The following is a 19,057-nucleotide window of genomic DNA, read 5'->3' on the forward strand; positions in this document are numbered from 1 at the left end:
ATCGCTATGTAAAAACGGAAAAGCCGCGCAAGCATGCTTGAACGGCTCCAATTATGTCATTGGATATCTTTAAATTTGCCCGGTGTGATACCCTCGAATTTCTTGAAAATCCGATTGAACGTATTCATGTCGGAGTATCCGACTTTTTTCGCAATATCTGTGACAGATAAGACTTGAAGAGAAAGCAGCCGTTTTGCTTCTTCTAATCGGGTTCTGCTGATAAAATCAAGCAAGGCTTCGCCCGTCTGTGCTTTGAACTGTTTGGATAAATAGGAAGGCGTTAACCCGAACTTATCGCCCACCATCGAGATGTTCAGATTCTCCTCGGCGTAATTGCTTTTAACATACCGGGTGACCTGCTGGCTAAGTTGGTTGTGCTCCTGTTGACGGTCTTCTTGAATGAATTGGCACACCTGACTCAGCACTTCTCGAATCTGTACCTTCATTTCTTTGATGGTTGAACTGCTCATTAATCGGTCGATTTGATCCGTTTTTACGATTAACGCCCGATGATTGCTGCTCGTACCAATTTCATCCATCGTTTTCAGCAGCGTACTTATCAAATCGAACATGAGGCACTTGGCGAACGGTACGGACAAGGACGCATCCGATACGTTAATCTCGATGATTTCACCTATGATTGCACTCGATTTCTCGAAATTGCCCGATTTCACAAAATTGATCAGCTGATGCTCTACAGGCAATGGATAGTAATAATTTCTGGATGGCCTAACCGTTTCTGAACTCGGTAAATCATCGTACCCAATAATTTCCCCGCTCCCCATAACGAGCCGGTACTCCAAAGCTGCCAAGGTTTGCTGGTAAGCTGTAGAGATCCCATACAGCTCCTGGTGGATGCCGCTGATCGCCACAGTCAAATTGACATGGAAATGGTCCAGCAAGAATGACTTCACCTGCTCGGCAATACGCTTCAACTCTTCCGAATCCGGATCTGTCCCAAAATTCACTATGCACGCTTGCATATTGTCTACTTCTGTAATGAAGGCCCGATTGTAATGACCGATCACTTCTTCAGCGACGTTCATAATAATGAAGTGCAGCATCCTCACCTTCTCGGGAGCGGCATACTCATCGATCTCAAACTTGCCGAAATGCTCGATGTGGAATAACAGAACAGCAAAATACGGCGATTCCAGACGAATATCGTGGGCTGCAAGCGATTCGTGTATCGGGACATTTTGTTCCAAACGGCCTTTCAGCAGCCCCTGGAGAAAATGCGAACGAATGGCATCTCGATGCTGATGCAGCCGCCTATCAATCTGTTCTTTTTCTGCGAACGTATTATTCAACGCATCCTGTAAAAATCCGTACTCGTTCGAGCCTTCATGAAAGGATATGCCTGATTTCACGGAAAAGCTCCGAATCAGTAAGTTGATTGGGTTGTAATTTTTTCTCAAAAAGAGATAAGTGACAAGTCCGCCCATGATAAGGCTCAAAATCACACTGGCGTAAATCAGCTTCTTCATGTATTTCATCTTGTCGTCAAATAATTCGGCGGGAATCGTTGATATGTATTTCCACCCTGTGCTGCCAGAGGTGATATAGGAAACAGCTGCCTTTTTACCGGAATCCGCGCCGATAAACATCCCATTTTTCCCGGAAAGCTTGTCGTAATCGAGAAAGTCTGATCTAGATTCAAAACCGGTCGAGGCAACTAGACGGTTTTCCTTATCCAGCACTGCTATGGAGGTTTTATCCGAAGTGGATGGGATATTATCAAGCAATTTGGAATCCTTAATGACAAATAAAATGACCGCGCCTGGATGATCCGGATTGGCGAGTATGACGGATTTGGCATACATCACGGCTTTGACTGAATGGCCATCTTCCCGAAACGTAATGGGTGCATACTCCTGGATATAAGGCTTATCAAAAAACTTCGCCCATTCCTCGTAGCTCATCCCGTCTTTCTCGCGGATCTTTTCGAACAACATACGGCTGTTCGTGTGATCACGTGTGGATATAACCGTGTCGCTATTCCGGTAGTAGATGTAGATTTGTTCAATAAAATCATTCGCTGTCTGATACACCCGCAGATCGTTGGCAATGCTGACCAAATCGTAATAGTCGCTATCCGTCAATGGCTTCACCGTATTCATGAAACCGGTTACCAATTTACTCAAAGCGATTTCCAAGCTTAACCGTTCAATACCGCGAAGGCTGTTATCGATCGCTTGCTCCATCTGCTCCAGGGCTGAATTGTTCGCACGGTTGACTTCCGATTCCACGACATGCCAGGCAGCTGCGTATAGAATCCCACTAATCATAATCGGGATAAGAAGTACAGAGATATAAGAAATGAGCCACGTAACGATAACACTGCGTTTGTTGAACCGGATTCGAGCAAGACTCATTGGATTACCCCTCATCGCCATGTTGTAACTGCTTTCACCACCATTATACAGAAAATATGGGAGGATTGAAGTTATTTCAACACTCGATAAGTACTTATATATTAAAGGACCTTAACCTATTAGATCTGATGATCCATAAATCCGTCGAAAAGGATGCCACGCATACCAAAGCTCGTTACAATCAGAAGGCTCAGAAAGAAATCCTGATGGACCGCACCAAGAAACTTCGGAAAGCTGTCTACAAGATAGATGAATCCATGAAAAATAAATTTCGCATGGAACTTATACTTTCTTATTCTTTTAAAAAAGACGGCTCCATCCATTCAAAAAATGGAAATGAGTCGTCTTTTTGTTTAGTAAATTTTGAAATTCTGAAAAACATGAGAGTTCTTCAGCGGCCTCCTCAAGGGTTTGCTGGTTTTAGCTGAATGTGCCGATCTTTATACAATCGACCGGCACTCGGCTACGTCCAGGCCGAAAATAAATTTTTGCACCGCCATGGCGACACCATCCTCGTTGTTGGAGGCGGTGACGGCATCAGCAATCGCCTTGACATGCTCTTCGGCGTTGCCCATTGCTACGCCGAGCCCCGCAGCCTGCAGCATCTGCACGTCGTTCTCGCTGTCTCCGACTGCTAAAACCTGCGTCATGTCGATGCCGAGCAGCCGACAAACCTCCCGTACGCCGCTTTCCTTGGTGATCCCCTGGACGGAGATCTCCACATTGACCGGTGCGGAAGCAGTAATCTCCAGCCCGCCCCAACCGAGCAGCTCCTCACGGATGCGCGCGACTACCGCCAAATCGTCATGCTTCATGCCGAACTTCATCCAGTCGGTTTCAAACAGCTCTTCGCTCCAATTGCGTCGGCTGGACAAGCTCTCCACGGAATAGCCCCAGAAATGCGCATCCTCGCGGAGAGCCAGCTCATGTAACCGGCGAACCGTTGCGCGGGGCAAATGGGTGCGGGCCATCAATCGGCCCGGCCCTTCCCAGATTTCCGCACCGTTCAACAAGACCATCGGGGAATCGAGCTCCAGCTCCTCCCAAAAATGGCTGGCGGTCTGCACACCCCGGCCCGTGGAGAACATTACGGTTACCCCATGGTCCACTGCCTTTCGCAGCCACTTCTTCGTTTCTTCCGTCACCTGCTTATCGTCGGTAAGCAGCGTGCCGTCCACATCCAAAGCAAGCAATTTATAATCCGTCATTCCTCGTTCTCCTCCGTGTACTCCTTCCGATTATAGCGACAGGCTGTCGACAGGCACCTCAAATACGCGCTTCAACACCAAGCCCGCGGCCAAAGCCGATTCGTCCGGTGTCTGCCGCATGTAATTCAGCCGCACCCCACGGCACGTTTCCGGCACGTTCGCCATAATCCGCTCGTCCATGGCCGGGATCAGCAAATCAGCTAACGTCTCCAGCAGCTTGCCCGTCATCAGCACCTGATCGGGATTAAGGAACGTCACCACGTTGCTTACGGCCAAGCAGAGCGCTGTCACAACGGTTTCGTATAGTTCTTCCATCCGCGGCTCGCCGGTGCGAACGCCTTCGGCGAACTCATCCAGCGTCAATCCGGCATTCATTGCCAGTCCGCTTGTAGATGCAAGCGTAGTCAGGCAGCCGGTTCCCCCGCAGTGGCAGCGGTAAACGTTCGCGCCCGTGAATGCCTTGTAATGCCCGAATTCCCCGGCTACGAACGTGGATCCAGTCACCAACTGATGATCGGCTACGATCGCTCCGCCTATGCCGTAATCGAATTTCAGCGTTATATTGTTCGACGAGCCTCTAAAGCTGCCGTGCATGTTTTCATTGATCGCCAATAAATTAACGTCGTTTTCCAGGTAGAAGGGCATATCGTACTTATTCTCTAGCCGATCCTGCAAAGGAAACCGGCCCCACCCAAAACCAGGCAGCCGCAGTGCGATTCCGTGTTTGGAATCCACCAGCCCCTGAATGCTCAGGCCGATCCCCTTGATCCGGCTCCGTTCCGGCGCTAGCTGCAGGAGCTCATCGATAACCTCGCACACGGTGGCGAGAATATGGTCTTCATTCACATACCGGTCGACCGGGCGCCTGGCTTCGCCGACCAGATCGTAGCGAAAATTGTGCAAAGCCCCCTGGACATATTTCCCCGCGAGTTCGATGCCGATGGCGAACATGTTGGCGACATTGATCGTCAGCGGAACCGGCTTGCGGCCTCCGCTGCTTGCGCCGGGTGTACCCTCGATGACGATATCCTCCAGCAACAGCCGGTTGACGATATTCGTCACGGTTTGCTGGGTCAGCCCCGTTTTGTCTGCCAACTCCACGCGCGATATCGGTCCTTCGGCAAAGACCAGGTGCAGCACCTTCTGCTGATTAATCGATTTGAGCAGTTGCTGGCTGGTTACTCTAGTCATTCGCTTTTTCACCACTCCTTTTGGCGTTCCGGGGTGTATACACAATTTAAGAGGCTAACCATGATACGCACGAATAAAGCGCCAGCTCCTGCAGCTAGATACCTGCCGTACGAATGGCGAACGTATAAACCTCTTGGCGAAGAAGCTTCGTGATTTCGGGCTGCCATGTTACTCGATAATGGAGCCCACATGCAGCGTTTTACTTGGTCGCTACGCCGGATTTTACGTCCTAACGATCTTTCGCCCACTCCGCCCGGGGCATTACCGCATGGAGCACCTGACTTTGTATCGATGGTGCAACTCTTCTATGAATCCGCCAGGATTCCCCGCAGCACCGGCTCCAGACCGTCGGCCATACGCAGGAAGCCCATGTCCGTCGGGTGGACACCGTCCACGGTCGCTTCAGCCGGATCTGCGCCGAGCAGTGTTGAGCCGTCGAAGAAGAACAGACGGCGGTCTCCCTGTTCCTGCAGCTGCTGAACATGCTCCCGCTGGAACGTCAGTCGTTCCAGCCGACTGCGCAGCAGCTCGGGCTTCAGCGGCTCCAGCCCGTACGGGATCCGCGATATGACGAGCACCGGTGCCGCCGGGTGAGCTTCCCGCAGAATGCGGATAAACTCCGGCAGCGTCTGCCGGTAGCTCTCGGTGCTGCCACAGTTGCCTTCATAATCAAGGACGAGCAGCGCTGGGTCTTCGATCTGAGAAATGAGGCGGGCCAGCTCAGGCTCGCCCTTGCCGTTGCCGGAGAAGCCGAGATTAATAAACTCGTAATTGATCCTTCGGCTAAGAATATTCGTGTACGCCATTCCCGGGCGGGAAGCGCAGCCTCCCTGCCCGATCGAGGTGCCGTACAGGACAATCCGCTTCTCCGATTCATAAGCCTTAGGGGGAAGAATCCGCGCACCCGGCTCCAAACCGATCCAGACTGCCTCTACCCCTTGATACAAGGGGAGATTCAGGGTGAACTGGCGCAGACCGCCGCTCTCTCCTGCAAACAGTTCGCTCTCGTACTCCTGCTGCGACGGCAGAAACCTGGCCGTCCCGGCATACAGCAGGGCACCGGCTTCGCCTATGTAAGCATCGACTCCGCCTTCACCCGTAGCCGGCATATGATACATGCCGGTCTTGGCTTTCAATCGCATCCGAACCGCCACCGACGGCGAGTCCGTCTGAAAGCGGATCTGTCCGCCCGCAGTGCAGTTAGCCAGGTCATCCACTGCGGACGGGATCTCCTCGTTCGGATTCACCGGAAGGCGGCGGTACTGGTACTCCAAGTCCCACCAGGCAAGGCCGGAAACGCGGAACGGACTCTCTAGGGGACTGTGCCACTCTTTCCCGACAACTCCGCCAGTCTCCACTTTCATATGCTTATCCAACTGAAGGGCATTCCCTGTCGGTTGATTATTCTCGGCCATAAACCGCCCACCTCCATGCAAAATGAATCAACATTCTTATCCATTTATCGCTCAACCGCCTAGCCTACTTAACCCGCTTACCCACTAAATCCAATAATTTCCGCTAAAATGATTCCTGTGCCAGCTTACTTCCCGCTAAGCCTTCACGCGTCCGCTTTCATCCAAATTAACCGGCTCGCCCCGGCGAACCGATTCGTAAGCCGCTGCAGCGACAGCAGCCGACCGAAGGCCGTCCATGCCGGTAATCGGTACTTCCCGGTTGCTTCTTATCGCATCGATGAAAGCCTGCACCAGACTTCGGTTCATATCGTCTCCCCAGTGGCTCCACTGGGCTTTCATACTCTCGTCGCTGTAGACCTCGCTCTTCTGGCCGAAGGCATTGACGGAAAGCAGACCGTTCGTTCCTACAATCTCCATCGTAACATCGCCCCAGTAAGGGAAAGACTTCGTGCGCGACCAGCTGGTATCGATCGAAGCAAAAGCTCCGTTCGCGAACTTCACGTGCAGTATTCCGGCGTCATCCACCGGAATCTCATGAAACAGGGTCGCAACTTCAGCGTACACCTCCGTTACAGGACTGCCCAGCATCCAGTTGAGCAGATCCATGACATGTACGGAATGGTCCAGTAGGGCGCCTCCGCCAGATAGCGCAGGATCAATGAACCAGCCTCCCGGCATGGTGCCCCGGTTCGTGCCTTTCACTGCAACGACCTCACCGATCTCGCCCCTGTCGATCGCTGCCTTAGCCTGCACAATTGCAGGGAGGAAGCGGCAGGGAAACGCCGTCATTAGCCGGACTCCGTTCTTCTCGCAGGCAGCTACCATCTGTTTCATTTCCTCCACGTTCAAGCCGAGCGGCTTCTCGCACAGCACATGCTTTCCCGCCTCCGCTGCGGAAATCGTGAGCTCGGCATGATGAACGTTCTCCGAGCAGATGACCACCGCATCACAGCCGCTGCTCAGCAGCTCACGGTAATCCGCAAAATAACGGATTTCGGCATCCTCCTGCAAATACGGCTCCACCCGGGCACGGTTCTCATCCGCTATGCCCGTTACCTTCACTCCCGGTAGTCTCCGGAGCTGGCGATAGAAGCCGGCAGCATGGCCATGGGCGAAGCTGATCATTCCTATCCTTACAACATTCGTTAACTCAGACACTGCTTCTCTCCCCTTCCTCTCCATCACTGTATACGTACCGGACGTCCTGATGCGGCAGATTCAATCGCGGCAAGGCCCGTCTGCAGCGCACTCCTGGCGTCAGCGATCGTTATGTCCGGCTCGGCGCCGGTCCGTAGGCATTCCACGAAATGAGCCAGCTCCAGGTAATACGGATTATGCATAAAAGGGCTTTTGGGAATCGCAACATCCGGGGTATCCGATAAATCCCTATTTGCCTTGAACTTCTTGAGTGAAACGGCATCCTCACTGTTAAAGCGGATGACACCTCCGCTGCCCGCCAATTCCACACTCGTCGTAAAAGGGCCCGGAAATCCCCAATAGCCCTCGAGATGCGCAATCCCGCCATTTTCGAAACGCAGGGTAGCCAGAGCATAGTCGAGATCCTCGTGCCTGCGGTTCATTGCATACACGGATACAGCCTTCCCGAAGATGCTTTGTGCAAAATCAATATCGTGAATCATTAGGTCGAGGATCACACCCCCGCTGATGTCACTATTGGCGTACCAAGTCTTGGCAATACCCGGATTGCCGCCCATTCGTCTTGTATGCAGCACTCCTGGCTTCCCGACGACTCCTTCCGCAGCTTTGCGGCGAATATCGGTATAGCTTGGGAAGAAGCGTACCACATGCCCGATAAACAGCCGTACTCCGTGCTGATCGCTGACAGCGGCCATTTCATCCGCTTCCTCGGGCGACAATCCGATGGGCTTCTCGCAAATGATATGCTTCCCGTGACGGGCAGTCCTGAGAACAAATTCCTTATGCATATGAGTAGGCAGGCAGACGTCTACAACATCCGGCCCCGCCTCCGATACCATTTGATCGAAATTGAAATAAGCCTTTGTCTCCAAATTCCCAGCAAGAGCAAGGGCGGCTTCTTCCTGCATATCACACACACCGACAAGCTCAATACCGGGCATTCTAATCCATTCGGCCCCATGGGTACGGCCCATAGTACCGCAGCCGATTACAGCAATCTTCATGCAGCATTCTCCTTTTTGCAAAACAGCTTTTAACCTGTTGAATCACAAATACATGTACCGGCAGAACGTGGATGCACCGGTTCATGATTCTAGATTAACCCTTAACCGCACCTAAAGTGGCGCCCTGCATAATCATCCGCTGGAACAGCATGAACATAATGACCGAAGGCACCATCGCAATTGTCACCCCTGCAAACAACGTAACCCAGTCCGCTGTAAACTCCATCATTTTGTTGGCTTGGTACATCTGCACCGCAATCGTATATTTCTTGGGATCGCTCAAATAGATGAACGGCCCCATAAAATTGTTATAGAAGCCCAGGAATTTAAAAATCGCAACCGTAACAATCCCCGGAGTGGACAGGGGAACGATCACCCGCCAGAACACCTGGAAGATCGAAGCGCCGTCCATATACGCACTTTCCTCCAAATCCTTGGGAAGCGACTTCATAAAGCCTCCGAGTAGCATCAAATAGAACACACTTTCTCCCAGGGAGGACAATAAGACTAACCCCGTTAAGCTGTTCGTCAAATGAAGCTCCCTCATGATCACGTATTGCGGCACTAGGGCGTTAATCCCCGGCAGGAACAAGGAAAGCATGATGAGGCCCCAGATCAACTGCCGTCCCTTAAATTCCACCCGGGTCAACGCATAAGCGTTAAGCGTAGTAAAGAACAAGCTGAGTACAAGGCTTCCGCCAACATAATAAAGCGTATTTAGGAGCGAACGGCCGAAGCCGTACTCCGTCCAGGCGGTAGTGAAATTGGACCACTGCATCTTTTTCGGAAGGCTCCAGATATCCTTGAAAAATTCCGGATTGGATTTCAGAGACTCATAGAACACCCACGCCAGCGGAAACAGTATCGACAAAGCCCAAACATACAGCACCAGACGCCACAAGACATCCATAAACGTCATTTTTTCCTTCAATTTCATCTTCTCCCCGCATAAAAAAGTAGGCTCTAATACTCTACGCTTCGGTTTGGCAGAAACTTATCCATCAGCAGTTTGGCCGTGATCAAGATGACGAAGAGAATCATTCCGACAGCGGAAGCGTAACCGTAGTTGATGTACTCTTTACCGAAAGCAAGGTTGAACATATAGAGACCGATTACATCCGTGGAGCCGGACGGGCCGCCGTTAGTCATAATCAGAATAAGCTCGAACGTCTTGAGCGTGCTGATCACGAGGAACAGCGCACTGACCCGGACGACGGGCAGAATGAGCGGCAGCGTAATCTTGAATAACCGCGTCATATGTCCTGCGCCTTCGATAATAGCCGATTCATACAGCGACTTGGGAATTGCCGACATCGCATTTACGAAAATGATGACATAGAGCCCTACGCCACCCCAAACCCACGGAGGAATCAGCGCCCACAATGCCGTACCATCGCTGCCCAGCCAATAAAAATGGTTCATGTCGATCCCAATCAGCTTCAAACCGCTGTTAAGTAGGCCGTACGTGCCGTCATATATGAATGCCCATAATAAAGCAACGACAACAATGGATAAGACGTTCGGAAAAAAAAACAAGATTTTCAGGAACTCATTTTCCACATAAGTCTTGTATGTGACCAGATACGCGAGCACTAAGGAAATGAGTACGACAAGCGCCGGTACCGTTGCCATAAAAATAAGGTTGTGCTTAAGTGCCCGCCATACATACTCGTCCTGAATCGCGGTAACAAAGTTGCTGAGCCCTACAAACTTGGAATCCGTTAGCCCGTCCCAATCCAATAACGCATAGTAAACGGATAAAACATTCGGAAGCAGCGTAAACAGCATATAGCCACCAAACGGCGGCACGACGGCCAGGATTAGAAAAATCCACTTCTGCGTCCGCGCTTTATCCAGTCCCATGCTGCCGGAGGAAGCGGGTTTAACTTTCAGTACAGTGGGTTCGGACAAAGGAAGTCAACTCCTATAAAGGGAAATGGAAAAGGGGAGAGAATCCCTCCCCGCCTATGAACTTATTTCTTCTGAGATTCTACCGCTTTCTTGAGCAAAGCGTCCGCTTCTTCGAGAATCGGCTTCGGATCCTGCTTGCCTAATACGATCTTCACCGTGGCTTCTTCCACCATCTTATTGGCTTTGGCCAGGTTCGGATCGGAGATGCTGACGGTTCTGTGCGGCTTATACGAACGGGCATCGTTATCCTTAATATACTTTAGAATCGCCTGCGCAGAGGTGGACAGCTTAACGACTTTACTCGCATCGTCAATCAAATCTTTTCTCATCGGGAGAGCGCCCGCCTTTTCTGCGGCAAACTGTTGGTTATCCAGCGTCATCAGCCAAAGAATGAATTCCTTGGACCACTTCTTGTTTAGATCCGGCTTGCCCGCCCACATGTATTGGAAGTTAGTGATTCCGCTTCGGATCCAAAGCTTCTGCTCCGCCTTATCCCTGAACGGCACCGCCATAAAGCCCCACTTGAAGTCTTCCGGCGTGGTCTTCTTCATTTCGTTCTCCACGTGGCTTCCTGTGGAAACCATTGCGGCTTGGCCTTGAATCACCTGCATCTGGGACTGGGTATGCGTTAAGGCCGGCAGTCCTTCCGGGAAGTACCCCTTCTTGCCCAGCTCATACAGTCGGTTCCAATGTTCCAAGCTTTCCTCGCTCGTAAATTGAGGACCGTTGTACGTTTTATAATTTTCGATCACCTTATCGGCTTTTCCTTTGATATCGGCCAGCTCAAACAGCTTCGCCGGTCCGAAGGCCCAGTCATAGTAACTAGGGTAAATTCCAGGGAAAGTAATTGGAGCCAAGCCGTCCGCCTTAATTTTGGCAAGCAGGTCGTTAAACTCGGCCCATGTCTTCGGATTCTGGTTCCAGCCCTTCTGCTCGAACAGGCTCTTATTGTAGAATAATCCGCCGTAGGAGCTCGAGGTCGCAAACTCGTATACCTTTCCGTTCACCTTGGTGAACGATTCGGCGAGGCCCGGCATCATGAGCTCCTTTATTGCTTTGCCTGGTACGTCCGGAAGCTTTTTGTCGAACATATCATTGAAAGGCTCGAGCTTACCGGCTTCAGCAAGGGAAATGATACCCTGTGCTCCGGACGGCGGCGTTGTGTTGAAAATGTCGAACATGTCATTGTCGTTGCTTGCGGAAATTTTTGTTTGAATCATGTTCTTCATGTCCGCCGATCCGGTAACGTCGAAGGATACGTTCGGGTATTTAGCCTGGAAGGACTTCACGGCATAATCGAACCATTCCCTTCCGTAGCCTCCCATGAAGAAACCAACCTTCAGCGTCACTTTTTCTGTCTTCGGCAGCCCATTTTCGTAGACTTCCTCTTTAGTCTGATTCTGAGGCTGACTTGCGGAAGGTTGTTCCGTTTTTCCCGTACACCCTGCAAGCAGCGAAGCCGACATGGCAACAGCCAGGCTAAAAGCCGTAAGCTTTCCAAATTTGATTTTCATACGGAAACCCCCTTCTAATTTATAAAAAAAATTGATTTATTAAGTTTAAGGATAGAGGATAATTGTTTGGCGATGATTATCGTTATGTAAGAGATCTGTTAAAAATCGCTGATTCACGTGGTATGAACACGTTTACAAATTACACTCAATTAATAAATCAATTTTATTTATTATTATCCTACCTGTTTTTTCTTTTAGATACAATATAAATCTTTCGACAAAAATCCCTGCCTTTACCCAGTAATGACCTGCGTGGTAAACTAATTTCTACTAAGAGAATAAACGTGTTCAGTTCAAGGAAGAGGTCGACTTATGTCCACATTGAAACATGCAAGCCATACGCTGCTTAAATCCATAAATCAGCAGAAGGTGCTGCATCTGATCTATTCGGAATATCCGATCTCCCGTGTAGAGCTAGCTGGAAAAACCGGACTTAGTCAGCAAACCGTCACCAACATCGTCAATCGGCTTCTCGAGGATCAAGTGATCGTCGAAGGCGTACCGCAATCACTTGAGAGCGGCAGCGGCCGTAAGCGTGTTCCCCTGCTGCTTAACGGTTCTCGATTTAGTGCAATCGGCATTGAATTGTCAGGCACATCGGCACGGGGAGCGGTATATAATTTTCAGCACGTCCGCTTGGCGGAAGCTGAAGTGAAGGCAGACCGTTACGAGACCGAAGAGGACTTGCTCCGGGTGATCCGCAGCGTGATCGACAAACTCATGGGCCAGACCCCTGACCCTACCTCCCTGAAGGGAATCGGCTTCAGCGTCCATGGACTCGTTGACTCTTCCGAAGGCATTCTGCTTCGTTCGCCGGGGCTCGGCTGGAAGCGGATACCGCTAGCGAAGCTGCTCGAGGACGAGTACGGGCTGCCCGTCTTTCTGGAGAATGACACCAATCTACTTGCGCTCAACGAAAATATGGGCGGAAGTCTAATCTCCTCCAAAAGCAATGTGACGCTTAAATTAGCCAGAGGCATCGGGGGCGCCATCGTCGTAGAGAAGCTGCTGGTCACCGGCTCCTCCTTCGTAGCAGGCGAGGTAGGCCACTATAAGGCGTTTATGCCGCCCTACGATTATGAGTGCTACTGCGGCGGCAGAGGATGTCTAACCACTCTGGCATCCTCAAGGGGCTTGCTGCGGACGCTCGGCAGGAGTGTGGAGCAGTTCAGCGAAGCTATCCGCGCCGGAGACCCCGAAACCGTTCAGCTTTGCGAGATGGTCAGGTCGGCGATTGTTTACGCCGTTGCCAATATCGTCACCCTGCTCAACCCGGACCGGGTTTTGCTCACCGGGTTCATGCTGCCGGTGTGGGGGGACTCGTTCGTCGACGAGCTTAAAGCGCGAGTGATGGCCCAAGTGCCTCAAACGTGCCGGAACGTGGAATTCCTCCATCTCACAGACGTGGAAGACGAGACTGCGCTTGCCGTCGGGCTTGTCCTGCAGAGCGTGTTCAAGATCCCACTCGACAGCTTGTCGCTGTAAACCAGCGGCCATTGGGCCGAAATGGACTGCCTGGCGGGCTGGGCGTTTATCTGGCACAGCACCTGCGCGGGTCCCCAGATTACACTGTGCTGAATGGAGCGCTCACATAAGACCGAAAAGAGGCTTTTCTCGCGGTTGCTCCACCACTTGAAGAAAGTAACAAAGAAACCCCTGGAAGCAATCTTCCAGGGGTTTCTTTGTTACTTTGCGCCTTGCAGGCAGGTTATCTGACCCAGACGCGAAGCAGGGCCTCAGCTTTATCATTCAGCCACTGCCGGACGTCCGCTGCCGCCAATTCTTGATGTGCTTTATTAGAGAGGTGCTTCATAAAGTCCTCGATCTTCGTGGCTGCCTGATCCCGCTGTCCCATCTGCATATGTTTGTCAGCCTGGCTTAGCGCATTTTCCAGCTGTTTGGCCAGCGGATGGGTAACCTTGCCGGAGGCAATAAAGCGCTGCAAGCCGTTCTGCAGAGCAGGCAAGTCGATCGTTGTCTTAAAATTTACCGGATCGCTGAGCATAGATTCCGCACCCGAAGAGTGTACGGCCTTTACCTGGAACGTATACGCCGTGTCCGGCTCCACTCCCGTCAAATTGTACACCGTACCGGTTACCGTAGATACGGCCCCATGACTGTCGTACACCTGGTAGGTCACGCTGCTTCCGTCGGATGCTGTTATCGGGGACCAGCTCAACTGCGCCGAACCCGCAGTCACGTTTGCCGCCTTCACACCTTGCGGGGCTTCAACGGTAAGGCGGGTGCGGAAAGACCAAATATCCGAGTAAGTCCTTCCGCCGAAGCTGTCCTCCGCCAGTGCGTACCATTCGTAATTCGTGCTGCCTTTCAGGCCGTTCCAGTTGACCATGGCTGTGGAACCGCTGGCCGCTTGCGCCGATCCGATCGCGTCGTCAGCGTACACTTTTACCGTCATCGCGTCGGTTGCTACTCTTTTTAGCATTGGCTTCAGGTCCAGCGAAAGCTTAAATTCGTCCTTGGTCGGATCGTAATAATTGTAATCGTCCAAATACGGCGAATACGTATTAACATAGACGGTATCCGTCTCCGTATCAAAATGCAGAAGCTTCAAATATCCACTTCCACCGTTCGGAATGCCCTGGTAATCGTTAAGAATCTGGTACACTTTGCGATCCGGCTGTCCGTCCTTGTTATCGTCAAGCTGGTCGGTACGCAGCGCACTTCCGGTGAAATGACCGCTCATGACCATCCATACGTTAGGATTCGGCACTACCACCTTCTGGTAAATCTGGTTGCCGGTTGCGGATCTCGCTGCGTTATTTTGCAAATATTCATGAACCACAATGACCGCTTTACGGTCCGGATACTGCTCCAGAACGTTGTTCATCCATCCCATATCCTCATCATTAAAGCCCCAGCCCATATAGACGAAAATAAAATCGTTGCCACTCGCCGAGATTAGATCATAGTGACCTTTGTTATCTTTGTACGACTCTCCGTAGTAAGGCTTATCCTTAAAGCGATTCTCTCCGAAATACTTCGAGAATTCCGAGTAATCCGGTACTGACGTCGCTCCTCCGTCGAATACGTCATGGTTGCCCGCGACTACGCCCCAAGGAATTTGCGCATCTTCCACCACCTTCATGAACTTATCCACACGTTCCCACTGTCCTTTGATACCTGCGGAGTTTACAATGTCCCCCACTTGCATCGCATATTGAATATTCATCAATTCTTTGGCATCGCGCAGGAAATTGACTTGGGACTCAAAATACTCCGGCTGAATTTCCGCGTATATTTGTGTGTCCGGTATTGAGGCAATGGTAAAATCGTACTGCTCACGGCGCGGAATCTCGTCCTGAATCAGGACTTGGACTTTACCGCTTCTTGCATAATTGCCGCCGTCCACCACCGCAGAGAGGGTAAAATCTACCTCCGAATCCGCCACCGTGGACGCCAGAGAGTCCCATTTCACGGTAATATGATTCCACGCGTACAAACTTATTTTACGGCCCTTGAGCGAATGCCCTTCCCAGCTAAGCTCGAGACGGTCGCCGGCGTCTGTTTCCGCCCCCACCTCTACTTCAAAGCGCTGATAAGGAAACTGTTCAGTCGAGTCCGTAGTAACGTAACGGTCATCGGAGGCTCCGGCCGCTGTTTGTTCTTCGGTGGTCAGCTGCGTTTCTCCCGGACTCGTCAAGGTCAGAGGGGGCTCCACATCAGCCGCATGCTTATAAGCAATCACTCCCGCATCCGCGGCGGTGATCGTTTGCCCTTTAAAGAACTTCACGTTCAGCGGGTCGCCGGTCGGATCGGAAACCGATACCTGCAGGCTCACGTTCGTGTCCGTATCCTGTGCACCGTCCGCCGGCGCCGCTAGGAGCGGCTTACCCGGAAGCTCTGCAGGAGTTATGAACTTGATCGTTTTCTCCGTCGATTTGCCCCCGGCGTCTACAGCCTTAAGTACAAGATTATGCTCCCCCGGAGTGAGAGCCGCAGAGGAGGTGGAATACGGAACCTCAATGAGCTTGCCATCCAGTTTCACCTCGAAGGATTTGACAGAGGAAGCCGCATCCGATGCGGAAGCTTGTATATCAAAAGCCCCTTTGTAAGTACTGCCTTCCGTAATATTCGCAGTTACAACCGGACCCTGATTGTCTACCATCACGCTCGCTGTGTCCTTGCTGCCGTCAGGCAGCGACACTTCGACCCAATGAGGTCCGTCAATGGCTGCTGCGGTATTCCATCGGTAAGAGATCCCGTCCCAATAACGCGCGGGAATCGTGAAATTGAAGTACACTACCGGAAGGAAGCGTCCGTTATCTCCCATGTCGAGTATGGTTGCCGGATTCGCATATTTCGGGTCGCGGATGACCGTACCGTCCGCCAAAACAAGCCGGACATTGCGGATATTGAAATCATCCAGGCCGGGCTCCGGCTGGTTCTCATAATAAGGCCGGGTTGCTGAACCCGCACGCAGGGCAATCGGATTCGCTTGACCGTACTTGAACAAATCGGGCCTTACCGGTACTACCATAGTTTTGTAGTCCTGAGTGCTGAACGGAATCAAGTGGAGCGTCTCAGTGCCCATGGTGGTCACGTTCTGCCCTTTGTCTATGTCGTCCGCTTCAAATACGAAATAGGCCGTTTTCTCGAGAGCATGTTCCGTCGGACTGACCGGCTGGCCGTCGATCGACAGCGACATGGACCCTTCGGTGGCAGACGAACCGATCAGAACCCGCTCACCTGACAGAATATCGCTTTCACGAACGTTCAGCGCAGGGCTTATCTCATTCCCTGCCAGGCTAAGCGTTCTCGGAGCCGGAGACGTTTCGTTGAAGGTATCGGATGCTTGGAAATAGTAGTCGAGCGTCGGGCTCCCGAACCATTCCATCATCTCCAATGAATAGCGGAAGCGTCCGTCGGCGCCGCGCGGCAAGGTTACCATTTTATAATTCGTTGTCTTGTTGGATTTATAGTATAGATTAACGGACGCAAGCAGACGATCATCTGCCGCTTCGGCCATCAGCTCAATCGGCTTGATCAGGTCAATGCCGGAGAGATCCGTAAGATCATTTACCGACGGCGGAACAGGGTCGTTCACAGTGCGGATAGGCTCCGCGGGTACGTTAGCCGAGTTGAAGGTTCCCGGGGAGGCCGGCACCGTCTTGGAGCTGAGTTTCTTCATATCGAGACTGCCGTCGTCCATAACACCGTACTCGACACTCAGATCCGCCGCCGTATCGATCACGCCCGGATTATAGCTGGCGCGTACAATGTCTGTTCCCGTATTAGTCGCCACCACGATGGTTCTTTCCCTCAGATTGTTAAGACCCCCGGGAATCCGGACTATGTCATTATTTTCAACGAGCGAGGTATGAAAATGCTGATTAAAGTCAGCCACCGTCTTGGGCTCCCCTGATGGCGTAACTGCCCAGAAAACCATTGTCTGCTTAGGCTTGATGATAATCTGTTCATCGGTGTAAGGCCGCCAAAACAAATCATTGCCGGGCTCTCCCGGGTACCTGTATAAAATAGAGTAGTCCTTGAAGTCAATCGACTGGTCACTGTTGTTATAAACCTCTAGGTACTCGAAGGGATCCTCTCCCAGCGCATCGTCTCCACCCGAGTCGGGGACAATTTCAGTAATAAGCATGCGGGGAAGTCCGGCTGCCGCTTCGATGGCGTCTGCGCTTTCTGCAGCTGCACGGCTGCTAAGAGGCAGCAGAGCGCCGGCGACAAGCTGTGTGACCATTAGGTAGGTGAAGCAGCGGGTTAACAGTTTCTTTTTCACTTGTTAGTCATCTCCTTGTTTTCAATTTACACAATGATTTCGAAGTACAGGAAATAGCTCCATTCGTGTATTTAATTAATAAATCTATTAGATTTATTAATTACCGATAAATATTATTCGCTATCAATGCCACGTTTCCTCTTTGTTTTTATAAAGGTTTTTTTGAGATATGGAGATGGGCTATAATTTAGGGGTGTAAGCAGAGCCGCAGCATACTTTGATAGCGGAGAAATTTTATCCACCAGTTCATTGAAGATGGAGCCCATTAGCAGAAAAATAATATTGGCCTGACTCTTTATAGCAAGTTCTAGTTCTTCTTCTTTTTGTACGGTGGTAATGGTTTGATGCTCTACAAGATCGATGATTGGATACATATAAACTCCCCTTTCAAACAGATAAATAAAAACCCTGACCCCAATGAACATACCCCTCCAGTGCTAAATAAGGGGTAAGCTTCGTTTAGCCCTTAACCCAAAATCACATGCCTTCTAGTCAACAAAGGACCTGACGATAACCGTCAGGTCCTTCTTTATGTTCAATCCCCAAAAAGGAAATCATCATCCGTCAACGCTTCAACGTGAATCGTGCGGACATAACCATTCCCTTTTTTCGAGAAAAAGTCATGCTGCTTCGTCTTCGTGCTCAGACCGTTAAGAACAATCGGATTAATATCCTCTTCTTCGAAAATGGGGTCTACGCCAAGGTTCATGAACGCTTTATTCGCATTGTAGCGTAAGAAAGCTTTCACTTCTTCGGCCAAGCCCAAAGTCCCATAGAGACTTTCTGTATAGCTTTCCTCATTGGCATGAAGCTCCTTCAGCAAGGCACACAATGTTGCGTATGCCTCATCCTGCTCAGCAGGGCTTAACTCCGCATAAACCTCTTGTGCCAATACACCGATATACAGACCATGAATACTCTCATCGCGTAAAATCAAATCGATAATTTCGCCACTGCTCGTCATTTTACCCTGTCCGGCCAAGTAAAGCGGATAATAGAAGCCGCTATAGAACAAGTAGCTCTCCAGCAAGACAGATGCTGCCATAGCCAAATACAGCTCTTTAGGCGTTCCAATGTTTTCGTAGAAATGCGAAATCTTGTTTGCCTTGAACTGCAAGTAAGGATTTCGTTCCACCCAAAGGAACAGCTCATTGATTTCTTCCGTTGTAGACAACGTAGTGAAAATACTGCTGTAGGACTTCGCATGTATTTGTTCCATCATACCCATGAAGCTTAGAACCGCTTTACGCTGGAGCCCATCGACATGCTCAAGAATCTTCGGCATGCCGACGCCGCCTTGCATGGTATCGAGCAGCGTAAGGCCTCCGAGGACTTTCATGTAAAGCTCACGTTCTGCACCGCTTAACGTGATCCATGACATTTTATCATCAGATAATGGGATTTCCTCATCTGTCCAGAACTGCATAATATTTTGATTCCAGAAAGTGATCGTAAAATCATCATCGGGACGATTCCAGTTCACAGCTTTCCTGGCATTATTTAGGGTAGTGGCCGTACTCATTTAT

At 50.9% G+C, this 19,057-nt stretch carries 13 protein-coding genes and 1 pseudogene; 2 read left to right on the plus strand and 12 right to left on the minus strand.

Annotated features, from left to right (window positions below; translation table 11 throughout):
• Nucleotides 1-56: 56 nt before the first annotated feature.
• Nucleotides 57-2,375 carry a helix-turn-helix domain-containing protein gene (locus QFZ81_RS27635; RefSeq protein ID WP_307605460.1) on the minus strand — a complete coding sequence of 773 codons (2,319 nt, stop codon included), beginning with the start codon at nucleotides 2,373-2,375 and terminating at the stop codon, nucleotides 57-59.
• Nucleotides 2,376-2,476: 101 nt separating this feature from the next.
• Here QFZ81_RS27635 and QFZ81_RS27640 point away from each other — a divergent pair.
• Nucleotides 2,477-2,647: pseudogene (locus QFZ81_RS27640) on the plus strand (IS5/IS1182 family transposase); the annotation flags it as partial.
• Nucleotides 2,648-2,815: 168 nt separating this feature from the next.
• Here QFZ81_RS27640 and QFZ81_RS27645 read toward each other — a convergent pair.
• The 8 genes from QFZ81_RS27645 to QFZ81_RS27680 all read right to left on the minus strand — a co-directional run bounded on the left by QFZ81_RS27645 (nucleotide 2,816) and on the right by QFZ81_RS27680 (nucleotide 11,776).
• Nucleotides 2,816-3,583, minus strand: a complete 768-nt coding sequence (locus QFZ81_RS27645; RefSeq protein ID WP_307439423.1) for a Cof-type HAD-IIB family hydrolase — start codon at nucleotides 3,581-3,583, stop codon at nucleotides 2,816-2,818.
• Between the two features lie 30 nt (nucleotides 3,584-3,613).
• Nucleotides 3,614-4,774, minus strand: a complete 1,161-nt coding sequence (locus QFZ81_RS27650) for an ROK family transcriptional regulator (RefSeq protein WP_307605461.1) — start codon at nucleotides 4,772-4,774, stop codon at nucleotides 3,614-3,616.
• A 305-nt stretch (nucleotides 4,775-5,079) separates the two neighbouring features.
• Nucleotides 5,080-6,189: an SGNH/GDSL hydrolase family protein gene (locus QFZ81_RS27655; protein ID WP_307439419.1), complete on the minus strand. Its 1,110-nt coding sequence runs from the start codon at nucleotides 6,187-6,189 to the stop codon at nucleotides 5,080-5,082.
• Nucleotides 6,190-6,324: 135 nt separating this feature from the next.
• Nucleotides 6,325-7,371 (minus strand): Gfo/Idh/MocA family protein, encoded by a 1,047-nt coding sequence (locus QFZ81_RS27660; protein WP_307449430.1) that lies wholly within the window; start codon nucleotides 7,369-7,371, stop codon nucleotides 6,325-6,327.
• A complete protein-coding gene (locus QFZ81_RS27665; protein WP_307439417.1) occupies nucleotides 7,371-8,351 on the minus strand; it encodes a Gfo/Idh/MocA family protein in 981 nt (326 codons plus the stop codon). The genes QFZ81_RS27660 and QFZ81_RS27665 overlap by 1 nt, the downstream gene beginning before the upstream one ends.
• A 94-nt stretch (nucleotides 8,352-8,445) precedes the next feature.
• Complete coding sequence (locus QFZ81_RS27670) at nucleotides 8,446-9,282, minus strand: carbohydrate ABC transporter permease (RefSeq protein WP_307605462.1); 837 nt, start codon at nucleotides 9,280-9,282, stop codon at nucleotides 8,446-8,448.
• Nucleotides 9,283-9,314: 32 nt separating this feature from the next.
• Nucleotides 9,315-10,262 (minus strand): carbohydrate ABC transporter permease, encoded by a 948-nt coding sequence (locus tag QFZ81_RS27675; protein WP_307439413.1) that lies wholly within the window; start codon nucleotides 10,260-10,262, stop codon nucleotides 9,315-9,317.
• Between the two features lie 62 nt (nucleotides 10,263-10,324).
• A complete protein-coding gene (locus QFZ81_RS27680) occupies nucleotides 10,325-11,776 on the minus strand; it encodes an extracellular solute-binding protein (protein ID WP_307605463.1) in 1,452 nt (483 codons plus the stop codon).
• Nucleotides 11,777-12,088: 312 nt separating this feature from the next.
• Here QFZ81_RS27680 and QFZ81_RS27685 point away from each other — a divergent pair, with 312 nt between their 5' ends.
• A complete protein-coding gene (locus QFZ81_RS27685) occupies nucleotides 12,089-13,261 on the plus strand; it encodes an ROK family transcriptional regulator (RefSeq protein ID WP_307605464.1) in 1,173 nt (390 codons plus the stop codon).
• A gap of 223 nt (nucleotides 13,262-13,484) precedes the next feature.
• On the opposite strand, the gene QFZ81_RS27690 is transcribed toward QFZ81_RS27685, so the two are convergent.
• The 3 genes from QFZ81_RS27690 to nrdF all read right to left on the minus strand — a co-directional run bounded on the left by QFZ81_RS27690 (nucleotide 13,485) and on the right by nrdF (nucleotide 19,053).
• Nucleotides 13,485-17,531 carry an FIMAH domain-containing protein gene (locus tag QFZ81_RS27690; protein ID WP_307605465.1) on the minus strand — a complete coding sequence of 1,349 codons (4,047 nt, stop codon included), beginning with the start codon at nucleotides 17,529-17,531 and terminating at the stop codon, nucleotides 13,485-13,487.
• Nucleotides 17,532-17,644: 113 nt separating this feature from the next.
• Nucleotides 17,645-17,905: a hypothetical protein gene (locus QFZ81_RS27695; RefSeq protein WP_307439405.1), complete on the minus strand. Its 261-nt coding sequence runs from the start codon at nucleotides 17,903-17,905 to the stop codon at nucleotides 17,645-17,647.
• A 161-nt stretch (nucleotides 17,906-18,066) separates the two neighbouring features.
• On the minus strand, nucleotides 18,067-19,053 hold the full coding sequence (gene nrdF, locus QFZ81_RS27700; protein WP_307439403.1) for a class 1b ribonucleoside-diphosphate reductase subunit beta: 987 nt from the start codon (nucleotides 19,051-19,053) through the stop codon (nucleotides 18,067-18,069).
• Between the last annotated feature and the right edge of the window lie 4 nt (nucleotides 19,054-19,057).

Origin of the sequence: Paenibacillus sp. V4I9 (genome assembly GCF_030817295.1) — a bacterium.
Taxonomy (GTDB): Bacteria; Bacillota; Bacilli; order Paenibacillales; family NBRC-103111; genus Paenibacillus_E.